This window comes from Grimontia marina (assembly GCF_900060185.1).
GTDB classification, from domain to species: Bacteria; Pseudomonadota; Gammaproteobacteria; order Enterobacterales; family Vibrionaceae; genus Enterovibrio; species Enterovibrio marinus.
In genome coordinates this window covers 79,938-96,484 of record NZ_FIZY01000011.1, presented here as the reverse complement: position 1 = coordinate 96,484, position 16,547 = coordinate 79,938, and the positions used below count along the sequence as shown (strand labels likewise).

General features: G+C 49.9%; 15 protein-coding genes. 3 read left to right on the top strand and 12 right to left on the bottom strand.

All coding sequences use genetic code 11. The features are described 5' to 3' along the window. Positions 1 to 32 precede the first annotated feature (32 nt). From GMA8713_RS08010 to GMA8713_RS07980, 7 genes are all read right to left on the bottom strand, one after another. Positions 33 to 2,057 carry an FG-GAP repeat protein gene (locus tag GMA8713_RS08010; protein ID WP_062707638.1) on the bottom strand — a complete coding sequence of 675 codons (2,025 nt, stop codon included), beginning with the start codon at positions 2,055 to 2,057 and terminating at the stop codon, positions 33 to 35. Between the two features lie 544 nt (positions 2,058 to 2,601). Further along, positions 2,602 to 3,714: a rod shape-determining protein RodA gene (rodA, locus tag GMA8713_RS08005; RefSeq protein ID WP_062707636.1), complete on the bottom strand. Its 1,113-nt coding sequence runs from the start codon at positions 3,712 to 3,714 to the stop codon at positions 2,602 to 2,604. Positions 3,715 to 3,790: 76 nt separating this feature from the next. Continuing rightward, entirely contained in the window at positions 3,791 to 4,468 is a 678-nt protein-coding gene (locus GMA8713_RS08000) for a DedA family protein (protein ID WP_002539946.1), read from the bottom strand. A 29-nt stretch (positions 4,469 to 4,497) separates the two neighbouring features. Then, the gene (locus tag GMA8713_RS07995; protein ID WP_062707632.1) at positions 4,498 to 4,893 is read right to left on the bottom strand and encodes a hypothetical protein; all 396 of its coding nucleotides are present in this window, start codon (positions 4,891 to 4,893) and stop codon (positions 4,498 to 4,500) included. Between the two features lie 130 nt (positions 4,894 to 5,023). Next, positions 5,024 to 6,034 (bottom strand): 23S rRNA (adenine(1618)-N(6))-methyltransferase RlmF, encoded by a 1,011-nt coding sequence (gene rlmF / locus GMA8713_RS07990; protein ID WP_062707628.1) that lies wholly within the window; start codon positions 6,032 to 6,034, stop codon positions 5,024 to 5,026. 81 nt (positions 6,035 to 6,115) lie between these two features. Beyond that, positions 6,116 to 6,505 carry a cupin domain-containing protein gene (locus GMA8713_RS07985; protein WP_062707625.1) on the bottom strand — a complete coding sequence of 130 codons (390 nt, stop codon included), beginning with the start codon at positions 6,503 to 6,505 and terminating at the stop codon, positions 6,116 to 6,118. Positions 6,506 to 6,528: 23 nt separating this feature from the next. Next, complete coding sequence (locus GMA8713_RS07980) at positions 6,529 to 6,876, bottom strand: YkvA family protein (RefSeq protein WP_062707623.1); 348 nt, start codon at positions 6,874 to 6,876, stop codon at positions 6,529 to 6,531. Between the two features lie 177 nt (positions 6,877 to 7,053). Between GMA8713_RS07980 and GMA8713_RS07975 the strand changes: the two genes are divergently transcribed. Then, positions 7,054 to 8,079: an ion channel gene (locus GMA8713_RS07975; RefSeq protein ID WP_062707620.1), complete on the top strand. Its 1,026-nt coding sequence runs from the start codon at positions 7,054 to 7,056 to the stop codon at positions 8,077 to 8,079. An 84-nt stretch (positions 8,080 to 8,163) separates the two neighbouring features. Here GMA8713_RS07975 and GMA8713_RS07970 read toward each other — a convergent pair whose 3' ends face one another. The 5 genes from GMA8713_RS07970 to malX form a co-directional block, all read right to left on the bottom strand. Next, positions 8,164 to 9,129 carry a GTPase family protein gene (locus tag GMA8713_RS07970; protein ID WP_062707617.1) on the bottom strand — a complete coding sequence of 322 codons (966 nt, stop codon included), beginning with the start codon at positions 9,127 to 9,129 and terminating at the stop codon, positions 8,164 to 8,166. Between the two features lie 282 nt (positions 9,130 to 9,411). Further along, complete coding sequence (locus GMA8713_RS07965; protein WP_062707615.1) at positions 9,412 to 10,440, bottom strand: GTPase family protein; 1,029 nt, start codon at positions 10,438 to 10,440, stop codon at positions 9,412 to 9,414. Between the two features lie 181 nt (positions 10,441 to 10,621). Continuing rightward, positions 10,622 to 11,089 (bottom strand): Sbal_3080 family lipoprotein, encoded by a 468-nt coding sequence (locus tag GMA8713_RS07960; RefSeq protein WP_062707612.1) that lies wholly within the window; start codon positions 11,087 to 11,089, stop codon positions 10,622 to 10,624. 141 nt (positions 11,090 to 11,230) lie between these two features. Continuing rightward, entirely contained in the window at positions 11,231 to 12,394 is a 1,164-nt protein-coding gene (locus tag GMA8713_RS07955) for a MalY/PatB family protein (protein WP_062707609.1), read from the bottom strand. Between the two features lie 75 nt (positions 12,395 to 12,469). Further along, positions 12,470 to 14,050 carry a maltose/glucose-specific PTS transporter subunit IIBC gene (gene malX, locus GMA8713_RS07950; RefSeq protein WP_062707606.1) on the bottom strand — a complete coding sequence of 527 codons (1,581 nt, stop codon included), beginning with the start codon at positions 14,048 to 14,050 and terminating at the stop codon, positions 12,470 to 12,472. Positions 14,051 to 14,380: 330 nt separating this feature from the next. On the opposite strand from malX, the gene malI reads away from it, so the two are divergent. After that, on the top strand, positions 14,381 to 15,397 hold the full coding sequence (gene malI / locus GMA8713_RS07945; RefSeq protein ID WP_062707603.1) for a Mal regulon transcriptional regulator MalI: 1,017 nt from the start codon (positions 14,381 to 14,383) through the stop codon (positions 15,395 to 15,397). Between the two features lie 61 nt (positions 15,398 to 15,458). Further along, on the top strand, positions 15,459 to 16,541 hold the full coding sequence (locus GMA8713_RS07940; protein ID WP_062707601.1) for a site-2 protease family protein: 1,083 nt from the start codon (positions 15,459 to 15,461) through the stop codon (positions 16,539 to 16,541). The last annotated feature ends 6 nt before the right edge of the window (positions 16,542 to 16,547 follow it).

Sequence of the window (16,547 nt, the reverse complement as noted above, 5' to 3'; positions counted from 1 at the left end):
TTGGGCGCGTCCATTGTGACTACTGGTATGGGCTAGTAGATGTACACCGCGCCGGCATCACCTGCATTGTCATTGTCTCCGTCACCGTTAATGCTGGTAGCATCGGATCCTTCCCCACGAGCCCCCACCGCGAGGGCGTTGCCATCCCCTGACACTGATAACGCGTAGCCAAAATAGTCATATAGGCCGGTATTCGAGGCCTTGATGTAGGCCTGCTGCGACCATTCGTCATTTTCATTTTCAAGGCGATATACATATACCGCGCCGGAATTAATTACGCTAGTACCGCTCCCGTCAGTGTTAAACCCCTGGGAACCGGAATCTTCAAAATAAGCCGCCACCGCGAGGGTGTTGCCATCCTCTGACACTGATACCGACCAGCCAAAATTGTCTTCTGACTCGGCATTCGAGGCCTTGATGTAGGCCTCCTCCGACCAATTGCTACCGTCAGAGCGGTATACATACACCGCGCCGGAATCAGTTACCCCGGTAGGGTCAGTGAGATCGGCATCGGAATCTTCTTCTTTAGCCCCCACCGCGAGGGTGTTGCCATCCCCTGACACTGATAACGCGTAGCCAAAAAAGTCTCTGTACCCGGCATTCGAGGCCTTGATGTAGTCCTGCTGCGTCCATTTGTCATTCTCAAAGCGGTACACATACGCAGCGCCAACACTATTTGAATCATTATTGCTCTCGTCAGTATTAATGGATCTTTCAAAGGGAGCCCCTACCGCGAGGGTGTTGCCATCCCCTGACACCGATACCACGAGGCCAAAACTGTCACCTGGATCCGCATTCGAGGCCTTGATGATGGCCTGCTGCGTCCAACTGCTACCGTCAAACCGGTATACATATGCCGCGCCGGAATAACCTGCTTCATTATTATTCCCGTCACCGTTAATGGTGGTAGCTTTGGAAGATTCCCCATAAGCCCCCACCACGAGGGTGTTACCATCCCCTGACACTGATACCGAGTGGCCAAAACGGTCTCCTGCATCCGCATTCAAGGCCTTGATGTAGGCCTGCTGCGTCCAACTGCCATTGGCAAAGCGGTACACATACACCGCGCCGGCAGAACTTGCACTATTATTGCTCTCGCCACTGTTAATTTCCCTGGAACTGGAATCTTCCTGATAAGCCCCCACCGCGACGGTGTTGCCATCCGATGACATTGATAACGAGTAGGCAAAATAGTCATCTTCCTCGCTATTCGAGGCCTTGATGTAGGTTATCAAGGTGGTCAGGTCTGATCGTTCTAAGGATTTGGCAACAGACGCTGTTTTGTCCGTACTGTTTTCGGCTAGCACAAAAAATTCAGCCAAATGATTTTTCAGTGGGCCCAAACTCAGAGTAAGGGACAATTCGTTCGTTTCGCCCAGCTTTTCACAGTTATCATCGAGTGCTTCATTTTTTCTGCACAAGGTATATCCCGTCGCATGGTCGGCTTCCTCCCAGTTAAAGGTGACAGGATGATAGCCATTTTCGAGCTCACCCACCCCTATCGAGAAATTCGTTGCACCAGGAGCGGGAGAGAGGGCTTGCTTAACAGACGCTGTTTTGCCCGTACCGTTAGAGGCCAATACAAAATAATTAGCCGGTTCGTCCAAATTTAGATTGACAGTAAGCGACGTATTGTTAGCTTCGGTTTGTTGTAGAAATTGACAGTTATCGTCTTCTGATCCGTCTTCTCTGCACAAGGTATAGTGCGTCGCATACTCGGCGCTATCCCAGCTAAAGGTGACAGGGTAAGAACTAGAACTAACGTTGAACGCACCCACCTGTGGCGTCGCTAAAACCGGCATCTCTGGTTTGGGAATAGATACGGCTATCTCATTAGACGCTGTTTTGCCCGTACTGTTAGAGGCCAATACAAAATAGTCAGCCGTCGTGTCCAAACTCAGAGGCAGGTTCAGTGATGTATTGGTCGTCGGTTCGCCCTGTTTTGCACAGTTATCGTCTTGTGATTCATCTTTTCTACACAGGGTATAGCCCGTCGCATTCGCCGCGCGACTCCAGCTGAAGGTGACAGGATAAGCATCATCTGTGAGCGCCCCCACCGTCGGTTGTGCTAAAACTGGTGCGCCCGGTAAAGGGAGACTATTCGTGTTCCCCGGTACGGAGGCGTCATCCCCATCCCCCCCCACAAGCGGTGAGTCCGAGCGAGAATGCCGGCACCACCCATATTGCCTTCTTGAAGAAATACATCATATGTCCTCGATAAATTACGTCTAATGGTTGTTAAGCCTAATCAGCACACCCAAATCGCAAATCGGGCGCGCGTATAATTTCGTATCGAAAAATAAGCTAGAAGAGATTGAGGGGAATTCAATGGTGAGAATATTGATTCATAAATAAGACTGAGACACTGTGGAAATCAGATTAATTGTTAAAGCAAACAGTTACTGAGAGAAATCTGGGGAAATACAGAAAGAAAGTTTCACAGATGAGACACGCGACTCCTTTAAAGAATGCGGCGCACTTCAACATAATTGGTTTTGTTTTGTTTTTTCCGCACCATCACGGACTCAGTGAAACTGGCTGGCTGTTTGGCAGAAGCCATTGAAAACAGGTAATGCCCAATATTTCTTGAGGCATCCCTATTTACACCTTCGAAAACGTCCTCGCACTCCACGTTGCTTCTACGGGTTGCTTGCCGCAACAGAGCGCCATGATGATGCCGAAGCATGCGCCTTGGGTGATCATCGCCGTGCCGCCGTAGCTGATAAATGGCAGTGGACTTCCCATTACGGGTAGCAAACCACTTACCATGCCCAAGTTGATAAAGGCATAGAGGAAGAAGCTCATCGCCAATGCGCCGCTGACTAGGCGGGAAAATGGTGAAGCCGTGTTGACTGCCAGCCATAAAGCACGGCCTGAGATAAACAGATACAGCGCAATCATGACCGCACTTCCCAGAAAGCCCCACTCTTCGGCAAAGGTCGAGAAGATAAAGTCGGTGTGGCTTTCAGGGATAAACCCCAACTGCCCTTGTGTCGCGTGCATAAAGCCTTTACCGCGCACTCCGCCTGAACCTATCGCAATCAGAGATTGGATTATCTGATAACCCGCGCCGAGTGGGTCTGATTCGGGGTTCAAAAACTGGGTGACGCGAAGTTTCTGGTAGTCGGCCATAAAGAAGAACCACATCACCGGCACTGTCGCAGCAACTGCTGCTAACACTGAGCCAATGATCTTCCAGCTCATACCTGCTAGATAAAGCACGAACAGTGCGTACATCACAGTAAAGATCGCGCCGTCCAAGTCTGGCTGAATCACAATCAGCCCTGCCGGTAATGCGGTGACCAACGCGCAAAGTCCAATTTTTTGCAGACCCGGTCTGCCGGGGTCTCGCACTATCAGCCAGGCGATTATCATAGGTACCGCCACCTTCACTATTTCTGAAGGCTGGAAACGGATTGGGCCAAGCGCGAGCCAGCGTTTGGCACCGTTGACCGTGTCTCCCGCCACAATCACGCCAAGCAGTAAAACAATCGCCAAACCAAAAAGGTGCGGTGTGAGTGCCCGGTAGGTTTTGGCAGGGATCAAGGAGAAAAACAGTAAGGCCAGAAGCGCAATCATGGCACGGGCGAGGTGCCTCTCAAGAGTGGGAACACTGTAGCCGCTCGCGCTCCATACGCTCATTGAGCCAAGAGTGATCAGCGAGACAATCGCGATCAGCAACGGAATATCCAGTCGTGGGCGCAGTATATTCATGGGTTAAAACGTCTTCGTTAAGATCAGAAAAGCCACGTCGGTTTTTCAAACCACGTGGCGATAAAACAGATCGGGGTTAAGCTTGTGCTGAAGGGGGTTTATTGCCTCTCAGCAATTTGCGCACTCGCCAGGTAATGGCAGTTAGAATCGCGGCACAAAGCGTGATAACAGGAGCAGCCATCAGCCCCATGGTTACCGCTCGTCCAAGCGCGTCTGGCAGTGAAGGCAGCAGAAATCCGATACCCGCCAGCAGGAACACCCAAAGGGTGGCACTTAACCAAGCGAAGTAGTGGAAACGTGGTGCTTCTTTCACTCGGATGCCCATCATCATTGGCACAATCGAGCGAACACCCGGAATAAAGCGCGCTGCAAAAAGCGCCACCAAACCATGCTGACGCAGTAAAGCATCCACAGTTTTCATGTTCTTTTCTGGCACTTTCTTCAGCCAGGATTGCACCATTGGCAGCTTGTTCAACCAACGACCTTGCATGAAGGCCATCCAGCTTCCCATTGAAGCCGCCACAATCAGCAGTGGGAATGCGATAGCAGGCGTTAACACACCGACGGCCGCCAAGGTGCCAACCAGTACAACCACGCTGTCGCAAGGTAGGGGAGCCGCCGGTAAAAAGCCGCTTTCAAGACAAATCAACACAGCCACGATGATGTAGATTAGGGTTGCACTGCCAGGAGCCAGCAGCGCATCGAAATCCTGGTTCCACAAGGCCACCAGCACTTCCTGAATTGCTTCAAACATATTCTCTCCAAGAATCAAAATTAACAGGGTTAAGTGATGCTGGAGAAACCTTCCCTTGAGTGGATAAAGCGGAACTGGAGATGACAAGGTGCGAAGAAGCCTGTGATGTTCTGTTGGCTTTGGCGAATGCGGAAGTAGCCTGACGACAAAAGTCCAAAGAGAAGCAGAGAAATGCCTGAAGCCGGAAACACTGGCAGTGATGAAGGTTCGTCATCGATAAACTCGACGTCATCGGGAAGAATGCGTGATGCCATGGTGCGAAGCAGCGAATACTCTTCCTTCGCCAGCGGTACGCCTTCTCTATCCTGCAAAGCAGCGTGATGCCCCTGCGCCAAGTCGACCCCAATAACCCCCACAGCGCCGCTTAACAGCAGCACCATCATCAGGGCAACATAGAGGGGAAGTCGCGTGGTCGGCGTTTTCACTGCGTATTCTCAAAGGTCAATTCAGGCAGAATTTACTGCTAAAACCACAAAAAGAACACCACTTTTTATCGCTTATGACGACCTTGCATAAGGCGGCGATTTTCCAACCAAAAACCGCCTGAAAAGCGCGCTATTTTTCGCCGTTTTTCGACCAGTATTGGCGCGCAGATTCATTAAGGAAAGTCCATGCCACAATACGCGTTACTTTCTGGCCTTGCGCCATTTCGATGGTGCGGACATCTTCGACTTTTAACGCTTTCAATTGCTTGTATATACCCGGCAGGTTTTCTTTCTTGGAAACCATGGTGGTGAACCACAGGCATTGAGTCTTGAAGTCGGCACTTTGCTCTATCATTCGCTTGATAAAAGCAGCTTCGCCACCCGGACACCAAAGCTCTGCGTTCTGACCACCAAAATTCAGCATCGGTTTACCCTTGCCTTTCATTGGCTGCGCTTTGAAGGGTTCCGAGCCTTTTTTGCGGGCATTAGCGGCCAGGTTCTTCACTTTGCGCTCAGAGCCTTTTGTTGCCTCTGCCATCGAAGCATGGAAGGGCGGGTTGCACATGGTGAAATCAAAACGCTCTTTGGCGTTAATCATGCCTGCGAAAATGTGGTCTGGATTCTTTTGAAGGCGGAATTGAATGCCCCCTTTGAGGCTTGGGTTCATCTCCACCATCAGCTTCGCGCTTTTTACGGATACTGGGTCAATATCCGCACCCACGAACTGCCAGCCATAAACACGGTGGCCGACCATGGGGTACACGCAGTTTGCGCCCATGCCAATATCCAGCCCCTTCACGGCTTTGCCTTTGGGAATTTCTACACCGTTGGATTCAGCCAGCAGATCTGCCAAGTAATGCAGGTAATCCGCGCGGCCGGGAATTGGCGGGCAAAGATAGCCTTCTGGAATATCCCAGAAACTGATTTGGTAAAAGTGTTGCAGCAGAGCCTTGTTGAGGGTTTTCACGGCCTGCGGGTTGGAAAAGTCGACAGACAGATCACCGAACGGGTTCTTCTTCACAAAGGCTTTGAGCTCTGGGGTGCCTTTCATCAGCGCCGGGAAATCGTATCGCGCTCGATGAGGATTTCTCGGGTGCAGACCTTTCTTCGGTTGTGAAGTGGTTTTGTTCGGTTTTGTCATGATGACGCCTAGTCGACTTTGTCCGGAAATTGCAGGGCAGCGATTCTAGCACGACAGCCAGAAATTCCGAGCTGATTTCCGCTAGTTGTCAGGTCTTTCGATACTGTGTTCAGTCGGCTGCGGTGTCACTGTTATCACCTTTACGCCACTTGGTGTATCAAAGCGGTGCCAAACATTTTCAGGCACCACAACCAACTCCCCGGCAGACAAGGAAATGGGTGTTTCTTCTTCGCCTTTGAGCAAGAAAATGGTGGTTTGCCCTTCCAGCACATGGACCAGTTCGTCGGCCGGATGACGCTCCCACTCACTCTTTCCTTCGTAGTGGGCAATGAAAACGCCACCATCTCGGTAATCTGCCAGTGTTGCAAAGGCATCTTCCCCTTCACCGCTCAGCGAGTGTTCCGGCGTACGGTCTTCAAGGAAAGTGACTTTCTCAAACGCATCCTTGAGGTTGACTCTGCTTCCTTTCATGCCCTTTCCCCTATATGGATAAATTAATTGAGCTTTTTAAACCACTGATCCAGCTTCTCGCCTGCTTTCTGGCCGTGTTCTGCTTTCACGTGCATCACGACCGCAGCAGCGGCTGCCGCCAGTACACCGAGGTCATCAGAGAAGCCAACCGCAGGCGTCAGGTCGGGAATGGCATCAATAGGCGCGATAAAGTAACCAAGCGCAGCGAAAATAGTGGTTTTCGCCCATTTGGGTGTATCGTCATCGGTTGCTGAGTAGTAGAGCTTGAGGGCATTTTCCAATACGTCGTAACCCGCTTTTTGCGCAAAGTTACGGGCTTTGGTCCAGAATCCATCGTCGGAAAATTCATCGAGATATTTGTTGTCACTCACGGTGCGATCCTTTTCGTAAAGAATGACTGTTTTCAATCTACACGCTAATCAATGCTGCTGCCTAACCCGAATCTGAGAACTTTTTCACAGTCGGCAAAATTGAGAAATTTGCTGATGGATTAGACTGTTATAGTGGCAAGCTAGTTTGGACTCTAAGAAGGTTAAGGAAAACGGCTGATGAACAAGTGGTACATGGTTCGCCGATGGATCACCTCTCAATTTCAGCGTTTAAGCGGGAAGCACGTCATTACTGCAGTATTGTCCTATGCGGTCATAAGCTGGGTGCTGCTTCGCTTGGCGGGAGAGCATGCTCTTACTTCTCCCTTCGTTGATTATATCTATTATCTGTTAGTGACCGCTTCTACAGTGGGTTACGGCGACATGTCTCCCACCACATCGGCGGGTAAATGGATTGTCGCGCTGTTTGTGATCCCTTGTGGACTGAGTATTTTTGCCATCGGCGTAGGCCGTTTGGCGGGTGTCACCATTGAGTATTGGCGCAAAGGACTGTTAGGAAGAAGGAGCATTGACGTGTCCGGACACATTTTGATTTTGGGTTGGAACGAAAGCCGAACCCTTCACCTCATCGACATGCTTCTGCACGAAGAAAAAGACAAGCGCCCCATCGTGCTGTGTGTGCGTGCTGACATTGAAAACCCTCTGCCAAAGGAAATCGATTTTGTCCGCACCACCAGCTTTACCGATGAAACCGCGATGAGCCGCGCAGGCGTGAGTGATGCGGACTGCATCATCATCGACAACCCGGAAGACGACATCACCTTCGCGGCGGCGCTATTCTGTGCCAGCAAAAATCCGGATGTGCACATTCTCGCTTACTTCCAGGAAGAAGTGCTGTCTGACCTTTTGAAAACCCACTGCCCGAACGCGGAGTGTATTCCTTCTGTGTCGGTGGAAATGATGGCGAAATCTGCTGTGGACCCAGGCTCTTCTGAGCTTCACCATGAGCTTTTGAACACACGAAAAGGCATGACGCAATACGCGGTCGCCTACCCTGGCGACGCACAATACACCACAGTTGAAGTGCTCTTCATGCGCATGAAGAAAGAGCATGATGCAACCCTGATTGGCTTCCGACGCGACAGTCATGTCAGGCTGAATCCGCCGCTTGATCTGGAAATCAAACCTAACGATTTGTTGTTCTATATTGCCGATGAAAGGGTGTTGGACTTCAAGTGGGACTGAGTCAAACTCACTCATAGTCAGCGCTGAATAGGAGACAAAAGAAAGGCGCTAAGTTAGCGCCTTTCTTTTTTGAAACGCCGAAGGTCAGGCGAGGTTCAAACGGTTATGCAGATTACGGCGAATCAGGTAACCAATTTCACGCCCTTGCTTACCCATGTATGCGCCGAGTAGTCCACCAAATCGTGAACCACCTCGTGAACCCTGATAAATAGAGTCAAACAGCGAATTTTCCACTTCCACCACGTAATTCATGCGGTCATCACTATCAAACCAAGCCTGTGATTGCTGATTCAGCGGTGTATCTATCAGAGTGATCTGTTTTGCTGCTGGCAGTTTCGCCACAAGTTGGTTGAGCAGCTTGATGGTGTTGAACGGCCGACGACCTTCACCATTGGTGCGCTCGAAGTCGGCGGCATAGCAAACTGGCGCAATCTCAAGGCCCGACTCATCCAACATGCAATGTCGAATCAATGCGGCTGTGCTTTCCGGCCAAATCTCCACTTCATTGGACGGTGAGTCGTTAAGAAAATCCCACCCGTAGCTATGGCTGGCAATATCCGCTTTGTTCAACCCCACCACCAGGCGGTTATCAAAATTCCTGCCTAACGCCGGTGCAATCACATCACAAATCAGCCGATAGCCCTGGTTCAGGTTTTGCTCTGCTGGATCCAGCACCACAACCGCCATATCGATGAGTGGATTACCATCGCTATCACTTTCGCTCAGGGTCGCACCAATCTGCATGTCCAGCATTTTGTCATGCTGCTCATCACCATTGTGGCCGGGGTAATCCCAGACAACCAAATGACCGTTTTGGAAACGGGTAATACCAGACACAGCATTAAACTCTTCGTTCAGGCAATTACCAAACACAGCCTTTATGGTAGAGGTTTTACCCACACCTTTTGGACCAACAACCATGATATTCAGCGGTTGATCTTCAAGCTCATGCAGATGCAGTTGCAATGTGGACTTTTTAAACTCGTCCACCAGTGAGGAGTGGCTGATATCCCAGGCCAATTGTTGAGAAAATGACTTGCTGTTTTCCATGGGCATGTCCTCGGTAAATACTTACTATACCCAAGTGCTTTGCACGCCAACAACTTCCTGTCAGCTTGGGCATATAACCAACTTTTCATCTGCAACTATAAGCAATGCACAAGTAGCAATTTGTCTCGCTCTTGATAGCAATTAACAATTTGTTTACTTAAAGAATGATGTGCGGTTTAAAGCTGATGAAACTTGGGAAGTTAAGGGCTCACCGAGTTTTGAGCCCTTTTATGTCTACCCAAGCAACCTGAAGATGTTTGTATTCAGGTTGTTTGGGTATATTTAGATAGAAATACCCAGTTGGCTGCGGATTTCATCTGAAACCATGTTTCCGAGCGCGCGTCCATGACGCCCTAAAAACACGCCTAACTGACCACCAAAGCGATCACCCTCATGTGCGCCAACATGAATGGCGTCAAAACACGCGTTTTCTATTAGTTGCAGGTAAATCAAGTTGTTATCATGCTCACGCCAATGATCATCATCTCGGCTTAAAACATGATTAAACAATGTAAGAGACTTATCTTCCGGAAGGGTTTCCATGGTACGAGCCAAGAGTTTAAGCAGGTTGTATGGACGAGCAGTTGGAGATTCACCCGCTTCCGCGCTGAAGGCTAATGGCCGGATCTGAACACTGGCATTATCAATCAACCGATACCGGAGCGCTGCTGCTGTGCAATCTAACCAGATCTCAGCATCCATCGGCATCACATCTTTTACGTATTCCCCTCTAATAGCATGGGCAACTTTGTCGCACTTGTTGAAAACTACCATCAGACGCCCATCAGCGTTACTGCCCATCATAGGAATGATCCTGCGGCAGATATCGAGGTAGCAATCGTCGATGTTGTTTGAGGAAGCATCAAGCACCACCATGACCAGGTCGACCAGTGGGGTGTTGTTTTCATCGGTTTCAGACAAAAGTGCAGATAACTCCTGAATCAAAGGGGTAGATTCTGGGCTATAGTCTGGAAGGTTGGCCTCCCAAAGCGTCACTCGATTGAGTTCTGTGCGCTGAATGTTGTAGGTTGAACGCGACCAATCTTTCTCCCCAAACAGCGCTGACAGCAAGGCAGATTTGCCAGCACCCGGCGAACCCAGCACTAGAACGTTCAATGATTCATTAGAAAGTACTTGAAGGCGGCGCTTTAATCTCGCTTTGTAGCCATACTCCATATCAGTGCTGTCTTCAATCTGACTGCGTAGGCGGTCAAAGAAAGTATATTGGGGAGTCGATGAAGCCTTTCTTTCATCTTGTAAAGCAGTGAGCTTTTTGAATAGCTGCGTATCAACGAAATGATTTCCCTGCATGATAGTGGTTCTCCTCTTTAATCAGATTCACAACGGAACCAATCATCACTATATGCATGAAATATCTTAACCAAGTGTCTCGCTGTTGATAGCACATAATGATTTTCTACTAGAAGAGTGCGATAAGCATCAGTCGCCAAAAGTCTGCAGGCGAGAAAAAACCCGCAACAGCGGGCTGTTTTTAGTACTCTCCAGAGCTCAATTTCTGTTGTGCCTCAGAAACGGTTATTCGCCCGAATAATATATCCATCATGGCCCGAATACGTTTATTGTCATCACCATATTTCGATAATTTGAGATGGTTTGGCGCTTTAAATTCTACTTCTCCCACTTGGGCATCATTCCTGTAAGCTTTGATTTTCGCATCAGCAACAAAGGTTCGAATATCCCAACTCCAGCGGGAGATATAAGTCAGAGTCAGTTCACTTGGGTCAGGCGTCGTATTGGGCTTCACCACTTTGCATTTTTTGCCTTCATCCATACACCACCTAAGCATGTTGTCGAGAAACACACTGCGTGTAGGTGGATGTTCTACGATCGTAACTTCCGCGCTTTGATTGGATTCACTGATAGGCGTTGCAGTGTACTTAGGGCCTGAGCAACCAACAAGTATGGTTCCCAGGAACAACCCAAAGGTAATTTTCTTCATCGTCGTACATCCGTGTTGTTGATTTCCTTTTGTAGAAATGAATATAGCTATGTTCCAACCCCTTACGCGTCGATTTAATAAGAAAAGCTCACCGAAGTGAGCCATTCCGAAAACTATTTTAGATTTGAGTTCGGTTTAGCGTTATCGCTTTATCGCCCCAACCAACGCCTTTAATCCCGCTTCCACTTTCGAGCACGGACAGCCCAGATTCAGGCGGACATACCCTTTGCCTGACTCCCCATATACACTGCCATCCATAATGGCGACATTGAAGTGTTCAATGAGATCGCTCTTTAGCTTCTGCATATCAGGGTTTAGAGGCGACAAATCAATCCACGCCAAATACGTCGCATCAGGCACCACATAGTTGAGTTCTGGGAACACGCTGAGTGTGTCACGCACAAGCTCGTGGCTTTCACGCACATAAGCATTCAATGCGTTTAGCCATGCTTCACCATGGTTGTAGGCGGTCATCATGCCTATCACACCGAGAATAGAAGGCGATGACAGTCCATCCACTTCTTTCAGTTTGAACAGGTAATCATTGCGCGCTTTGTCTTCTGGAATGAACGCATAAGCGCCGTTCAATGCCGGAATGTTGAAAGACTTGGAAGCTGAGGTCACCAGCGCCCAACGCTGCGTCATGCCAAAGCCCGTCCAAGGGGTATGCGCTTTGAAGGCGACATCCATATGGATTTCATCGGAGATCAGCGCCACATCATGCTCATCGCAAAGCGCTGCGATGCGCTGTAGCTCCTCTTTTTGCCAAACACGACCGGTTGGATTGTGTGGGCTGCACAGCAGGAAAATCGTGGTGTCAGCTTCTGCCAATTGCGCTTCCAGCAAGTCCCAGTCTATTTCCCAGCCGGATTCTGTTTTGATGAGGGGGTTTCGCACACAGCGACGCCCTCCCCCTTCCACCAACTTGTCGAACGCATCGTAAGCTGGCGTTTGAAAGACTACGCCATCACCCGCGTGGCTCCACTTTTCAATCAGCTTGGCGATGATGTAAATCACCGAGGGGCCGTAAACGATGGTGTCTTTGTCGATTTGCACATCGAAGCGGCGTTGATACCAGCTTTCAATCGCGCCTTTAAAGTCATCGTGATTCCAGCGCGAATAGCCCAAAACAGGATGTTCCAAGCGCGCTTTCAAGGCTTCCATCACAGGTGCTGGCGCTGCGAAGTCCATGTCTGAAATCGTGAATGGCAGCAGCCCTGCTTTGCCGAATCTGTCCTGCACATAGTCCCATTGAGTGCAGTAGGTGCCCATGCGGTCAATTGGGATATCAAAATTAAATGTCATGTGTGCCTTCTTGTTGTACACAAACAGGAAAACCCCCGACTTATTGTGTTGCGGGGGTTTAGGGGGAACAAGTTATCAGCTTGCTGTTGCGGTCATCAGTGCCTGCATTTCATTTTTCACCAGATGAACCTGAGTACCAATCACGACTTGCAGGTTGTGAGTGTCCAACTTAACCACACCCAGCGCACCGTATGATTTCAGCTTGTCAGCATCTACCAATTCCATGTTGTCGACAGACAAACGCAGGCGGGTAATACAGTTGTCCAGCGCGGTCATGTTCTCTTTACCGCCCAGCGCTGCCAGAATCGCTGCACCTTTACCAGATTCGTTGATGAACGCAGCTTCCAGCTCTGAGTCTACTTCTGCAGTATCCACTTCACGGCCCGGGGTTTTCAGGTTGAACTTGGTAATCGCGAACTTGAACACGGTGTAGTAAACCGCAAACCATGCGCCTGCCACCATTGGAACCAGATACCACTTGGTTGCTGTGCCTTGCAGAACACCGAACACCAGGAAGTCGATGATGTTGCCATCAGTGTTACCGATAGTCACATCCAGCAGACCCATAACCATGAAGCCAAGGCCAGTCAGGATAGCGTGGATGAAGTACAGAGCCGGTGCCACGAACAGGAACAGGAATTCCAGAGGCTCTGTGATACCGCCAACCACACACGCCACCAAACCAGAAATCAGAAGCGCTTTAATCTTGCTGCTGTTTTCAGGTTTCGCACAGTGGTACATCGCCAGTGCTGCACCTGGCAGACCACCTAGGAATGCTGGCATCTTGCCTTGAGACAGGAATGCGGTCACTTCTGGGCTGAAGCCGTTGGTGTCTGCACACGCCAGTTCAGAGTAGAAAATGTTCAGTGCGCCAGAGACTGTCTGACCACACACTTCCATGGTGCCACCCGCTTCAGTAAAGCGGATCAGTGCAACCAGAATGTGGTGAAGACCAACGGGCAGCAGCAGACGCTCACCAGTACCAAACAGGAACGGACCGAACGCGCCAGCACCTGCAATCAGGTTACCGATACCGTTGATGCCTGCAGCAAAGTAAGGCCATACGAATGGGATCAGTACACCCACAACACCCAGCGTGATTGCTGAAATGATTGGAACAAAACGTGCGCCACCGAAGAACGCCAGTGCATCCGGCATCTTGAAGGTGTAGAAACGCTGGTGCAGTTTGGCGACGATGATACCTACCATCACAGCACCCAGAATACCGGTGTCGATAGATTCAATGCCGATAATGCTCTTCACGCCGTAGGCTTTGCGTTCCAGTTCGTCACCCAGCACGCCGTTCACGGTCAGGAAGAAGTTTATCGCCAGGTTAAACGCGGCATAACCCACGAAACCCGCAAAGGCTGCGACGCCTTTTTCTTCTCGTGCCAGACCCAGCGGAATCGCAATCGCGAACATCACTGGCAGATAGATGAATGCCACCAAGCCAATCTTGGTCATCCACATAAACAGGTATTGAAGCAGGGTGTTATCTAAGAAAGGAATCGCTTCGCGGATGGCATTACTCGATAGCGAGCTACCTACACCGAGCAAAATACCTGAGAACGCCAACAGCGCGACAGGCAACATAAAGGTTTTACCAAGACTTTGGAGGAATTCCCACATGGTGGTTTTGGTGGCTTTCTTCGTCATGACAACTCTCCGAATTATGAGCATATGACTGGTGTGGAGTCCTCAACCAAAGCATGAATCGGTTGTCTGCCCCACACACGGGACTATGTGTTTTCTCCGCTCATATTAGGGAAACAAAATTTTGGTAAAACGTTTTATCAAAACATTTGTGATCTGCGCATCGATGCTTAATCCACAAATTTGATCAGGTTTAAATAATGGGAATTTGGCAGTATCCTTTCTGGGTAAAACGTTTTACTAATGTCACGCTAACCCATATTCAAACGACATGAGGATGCACGCTGAATCCTGCATTTTCACGTCGTCTGGTTATTAAATATCAAATAAGGAATTCACTTGAAGAAAGTGACGATCACGGATGTCGCTGAGCACGCAGGCGTCTCAGTCACCACTGTCTCGATGGTGTTGGGCAACAAAGGACGTATCTCTCCGGATACGGCTGAGAAGGTCAATAAAGCCGTGACTGAACTTGGCTATGTCCGAAACCGCGCTGCCGCTAACCTTCGCTCTAACAGCAGCGAAATTGTTGGCCTGATCCTGAAAGACATCAGTGACCCTTATTACGCGCAAGTCGCTGCCGGGCTTTGCGAAGAAACCGAAAAACAAGGCTACATGGTGTTTCTGGCGCAAAGTGGCGATGCTGAAAAATTTGAACAGTGCATGCTGACCATGGCGCGTCAGGGTGTCGGCGGCATTGCTTTCTGTCCGACCAATGAAAACCAGCAGGTTGATGTGGATGTGCTCAAAGCCCATAACTTGCCGTTGGTGTGTATCTCCCGTGCATCGGTCAACCACCAGATTGATTACGTCGGGCCGGATAACGCCAGCGCAGCGAAAATGGCGACGGAATACCTGATTGAACAAGGTCATCGTCGCATTGCATACGTCGGCGGGAAAAGCAGTTCACTTTGTCGCGCTGAACGCGTGGGAGGTTATTGCAGCACGCTAATGCAGTTTGGTTTGCCGTTTAAACCTGAATGGGTGGTGGAATGTGAACCCGGCCAGGCACCCGCCGCAAAAGCGGTCGAAGCATTGCTCGCTAGCCATCCACAAATCAGCGCGGTGCTTTGCCATTATTCGTCAACCGCAGTCGGCGCGGTGCAGGGCGTTCACCGACTTGGCAGAAATGTCGGGAACGACACCATCTTCAATAAAGAAATCTCCATCGTAGGTTTTGATGCCGTTCAAGAGGCGGAACTCACCGAGCCGCCCATCGTGTTTGTGAATTCAGATGCCAAAGAAATTGGCCGACAAGCCGCAAAACGCTTGATTGAGCAGTTGGAGAAAAGCGATTCCGCCCCGCGCAAAATCATTGTCACACCTTCATTGATCAATCAGCCTACCTAGAGAAATCCGGCGCTAATGCTGATACATTAGCGCCAACGTTTTCTGATGAAGCACTAACACTTTGGAACTATTCAACATCACCTGCCTCGGTAAGCCTCTGCGTCTTGAAGGATCGCTGGCGGGCTGGCAAGCACTTTACTGGGATAACCAACTCGTTTCTCAACTCGCCGCTAGCGCTGATAACGACGGCGAGAAAGTCCACACTTTTCAACTGACGGCCAACGACCAAATCATTACCGTCGATGTATCTTCCAGCCTCAGTTGGCAGCCATTCAACATCGACTACAAAGTCGCAGTAGATGGCGAAGTGGTGGAGTCTGGCTCGCGCAACGAAAAAGACATCGAGCGCCAACAGCCGGAAGTGAAACCCCAAGCCAAACAGAAATTCAGCCTGATTGGTCTGGCGTCACTGGGCTTAAAACTATTCAAGAGTGCCAAGGTCATCAAAGTGGTACTCGCGGGCGCGAGTGTCGCTGCCTATTCCTGGTTGTTCTCCTGGCAATTCGCTTTGGCGTTGATTGCTTGCCTAGTGGTGCATGAATACGGCCACATCCGTGCTATGAAGTACTTTGGCATGAAAACCAAAGGCATTTACCTCATCCCGTTTATGGGCGGATTGGCGCTTTCGGATGAGAAAATAAATACGCGCTGGCAGGATGTGGTGATTTCCATCATGGGGCCAACCTTCGGCCTGTTTATGTCTTTGGCGGCCCTCGTGGCTTACTGGGTAACAGGGAATGTGTTCTTTGCCGGACTCGCGACCTTTAATGCGCTATTAAACCTGTTCAACCTGTTGCCAATTCTGCCCCTTGATGGCGGACACATCCTTAAAAGCATCAGCTTTTCGATGAACAGCGTTGCGGGCTTGATAGCCTGTATTGCCGGTGCGGTGGTGGGCGTATATGTTAGTTACGCATTCGGATTGGCCCTTCTCGGCTTCCTGCTGTTGATTGGCAGTGCGGAAATTATTTTCGAATGGAAATACCGTCATCACTCGCATCTTTTGCCGTTGAGCCGTTACGGCCAAATCTTCAGTACCGTTTGGTATTTCTCAACGGTTGCCGCTTTGGTTGGCGTGATTATCTACTTCGCGACCAAGGGAGATGAGATGTTGGCACTGCCGCTGTTGATTCTGCAGAGCTAACTGAAA

Excerpts from the sequence above, each read along its gene's own strand:
- GMA8713_RS07960 (WP_062707612.1), bottom strand. The coding sequence starts at position 11,089 with ATGAAGAAAATTACCTTTGGGTTGTTCCTGGGAACCATACTTGTTGGT.
- GMA8713_RS07985 (WP_062707625.1), bottom strand. The coding sequence starts at position 6,505 with ATGAAAGGAAGCAGAGTCAACCTCAAGGATGCGTTTGAGAAAGTCACT.
- GMA8713_RS07970 (WP_062707617.1), bottom strand. The coding sequence starts at position 9,129 with ATGGAAAACAGCAAGTCATTTTCTCAACAATTGGCCTGGGATATCAGC.
- GMA8713_RS07955 (WP_062707609.1), bottom strand. The coding sequence starts at position 12,394 with ATGACATTTAATTTTGATATCCCAATTGACCGCATGGGCACCTACTGC.
- GMA8713_RS07965 (WP_062707615.1), bottom strand. The coding sequence starts at position 10,440 with ATGCAGGGAAATCATTTCGTTGATACGCAGCTATTCAAAAAGCTCACT.
- rlmF (WP_062707628.1), bottom strand. The coding sequence starts at position 6,034 with ATGACAAAACCGAACAAAACCACTTCACAACCGAAGAAAGGTCTGCAC.
- GMA8713_RS07975 (WP_062707620.1), top strand. The coding sequence starts at position 7,054 with ATGAACAAGTGGTACATGGTTCGCCGATGGATCACCTCTCAATTTCAG.
- GMA8713_RS08000 (WP_002539946.1), bottom strand. The coding sequence starts at position 4,468 with ATGTTTGAAGCAATTCAGGAAGTGCTGGTGGCCTTGTGGAACCAGGAT.
- malX (WP_062707606.1), bottom strand. The coding sequence starts at position 14,050 with ATGACGAAGAAAGCCACCAAAACCACCATGTGGGAATTCCTCCAAAGT.
- rodA (WP_062707636.1), bottom strand. The coding sequence starts at position 3,714 with ATGAATATACTGCGCCCACGACTGGATATTCCGTTGCTGATCGCGATT.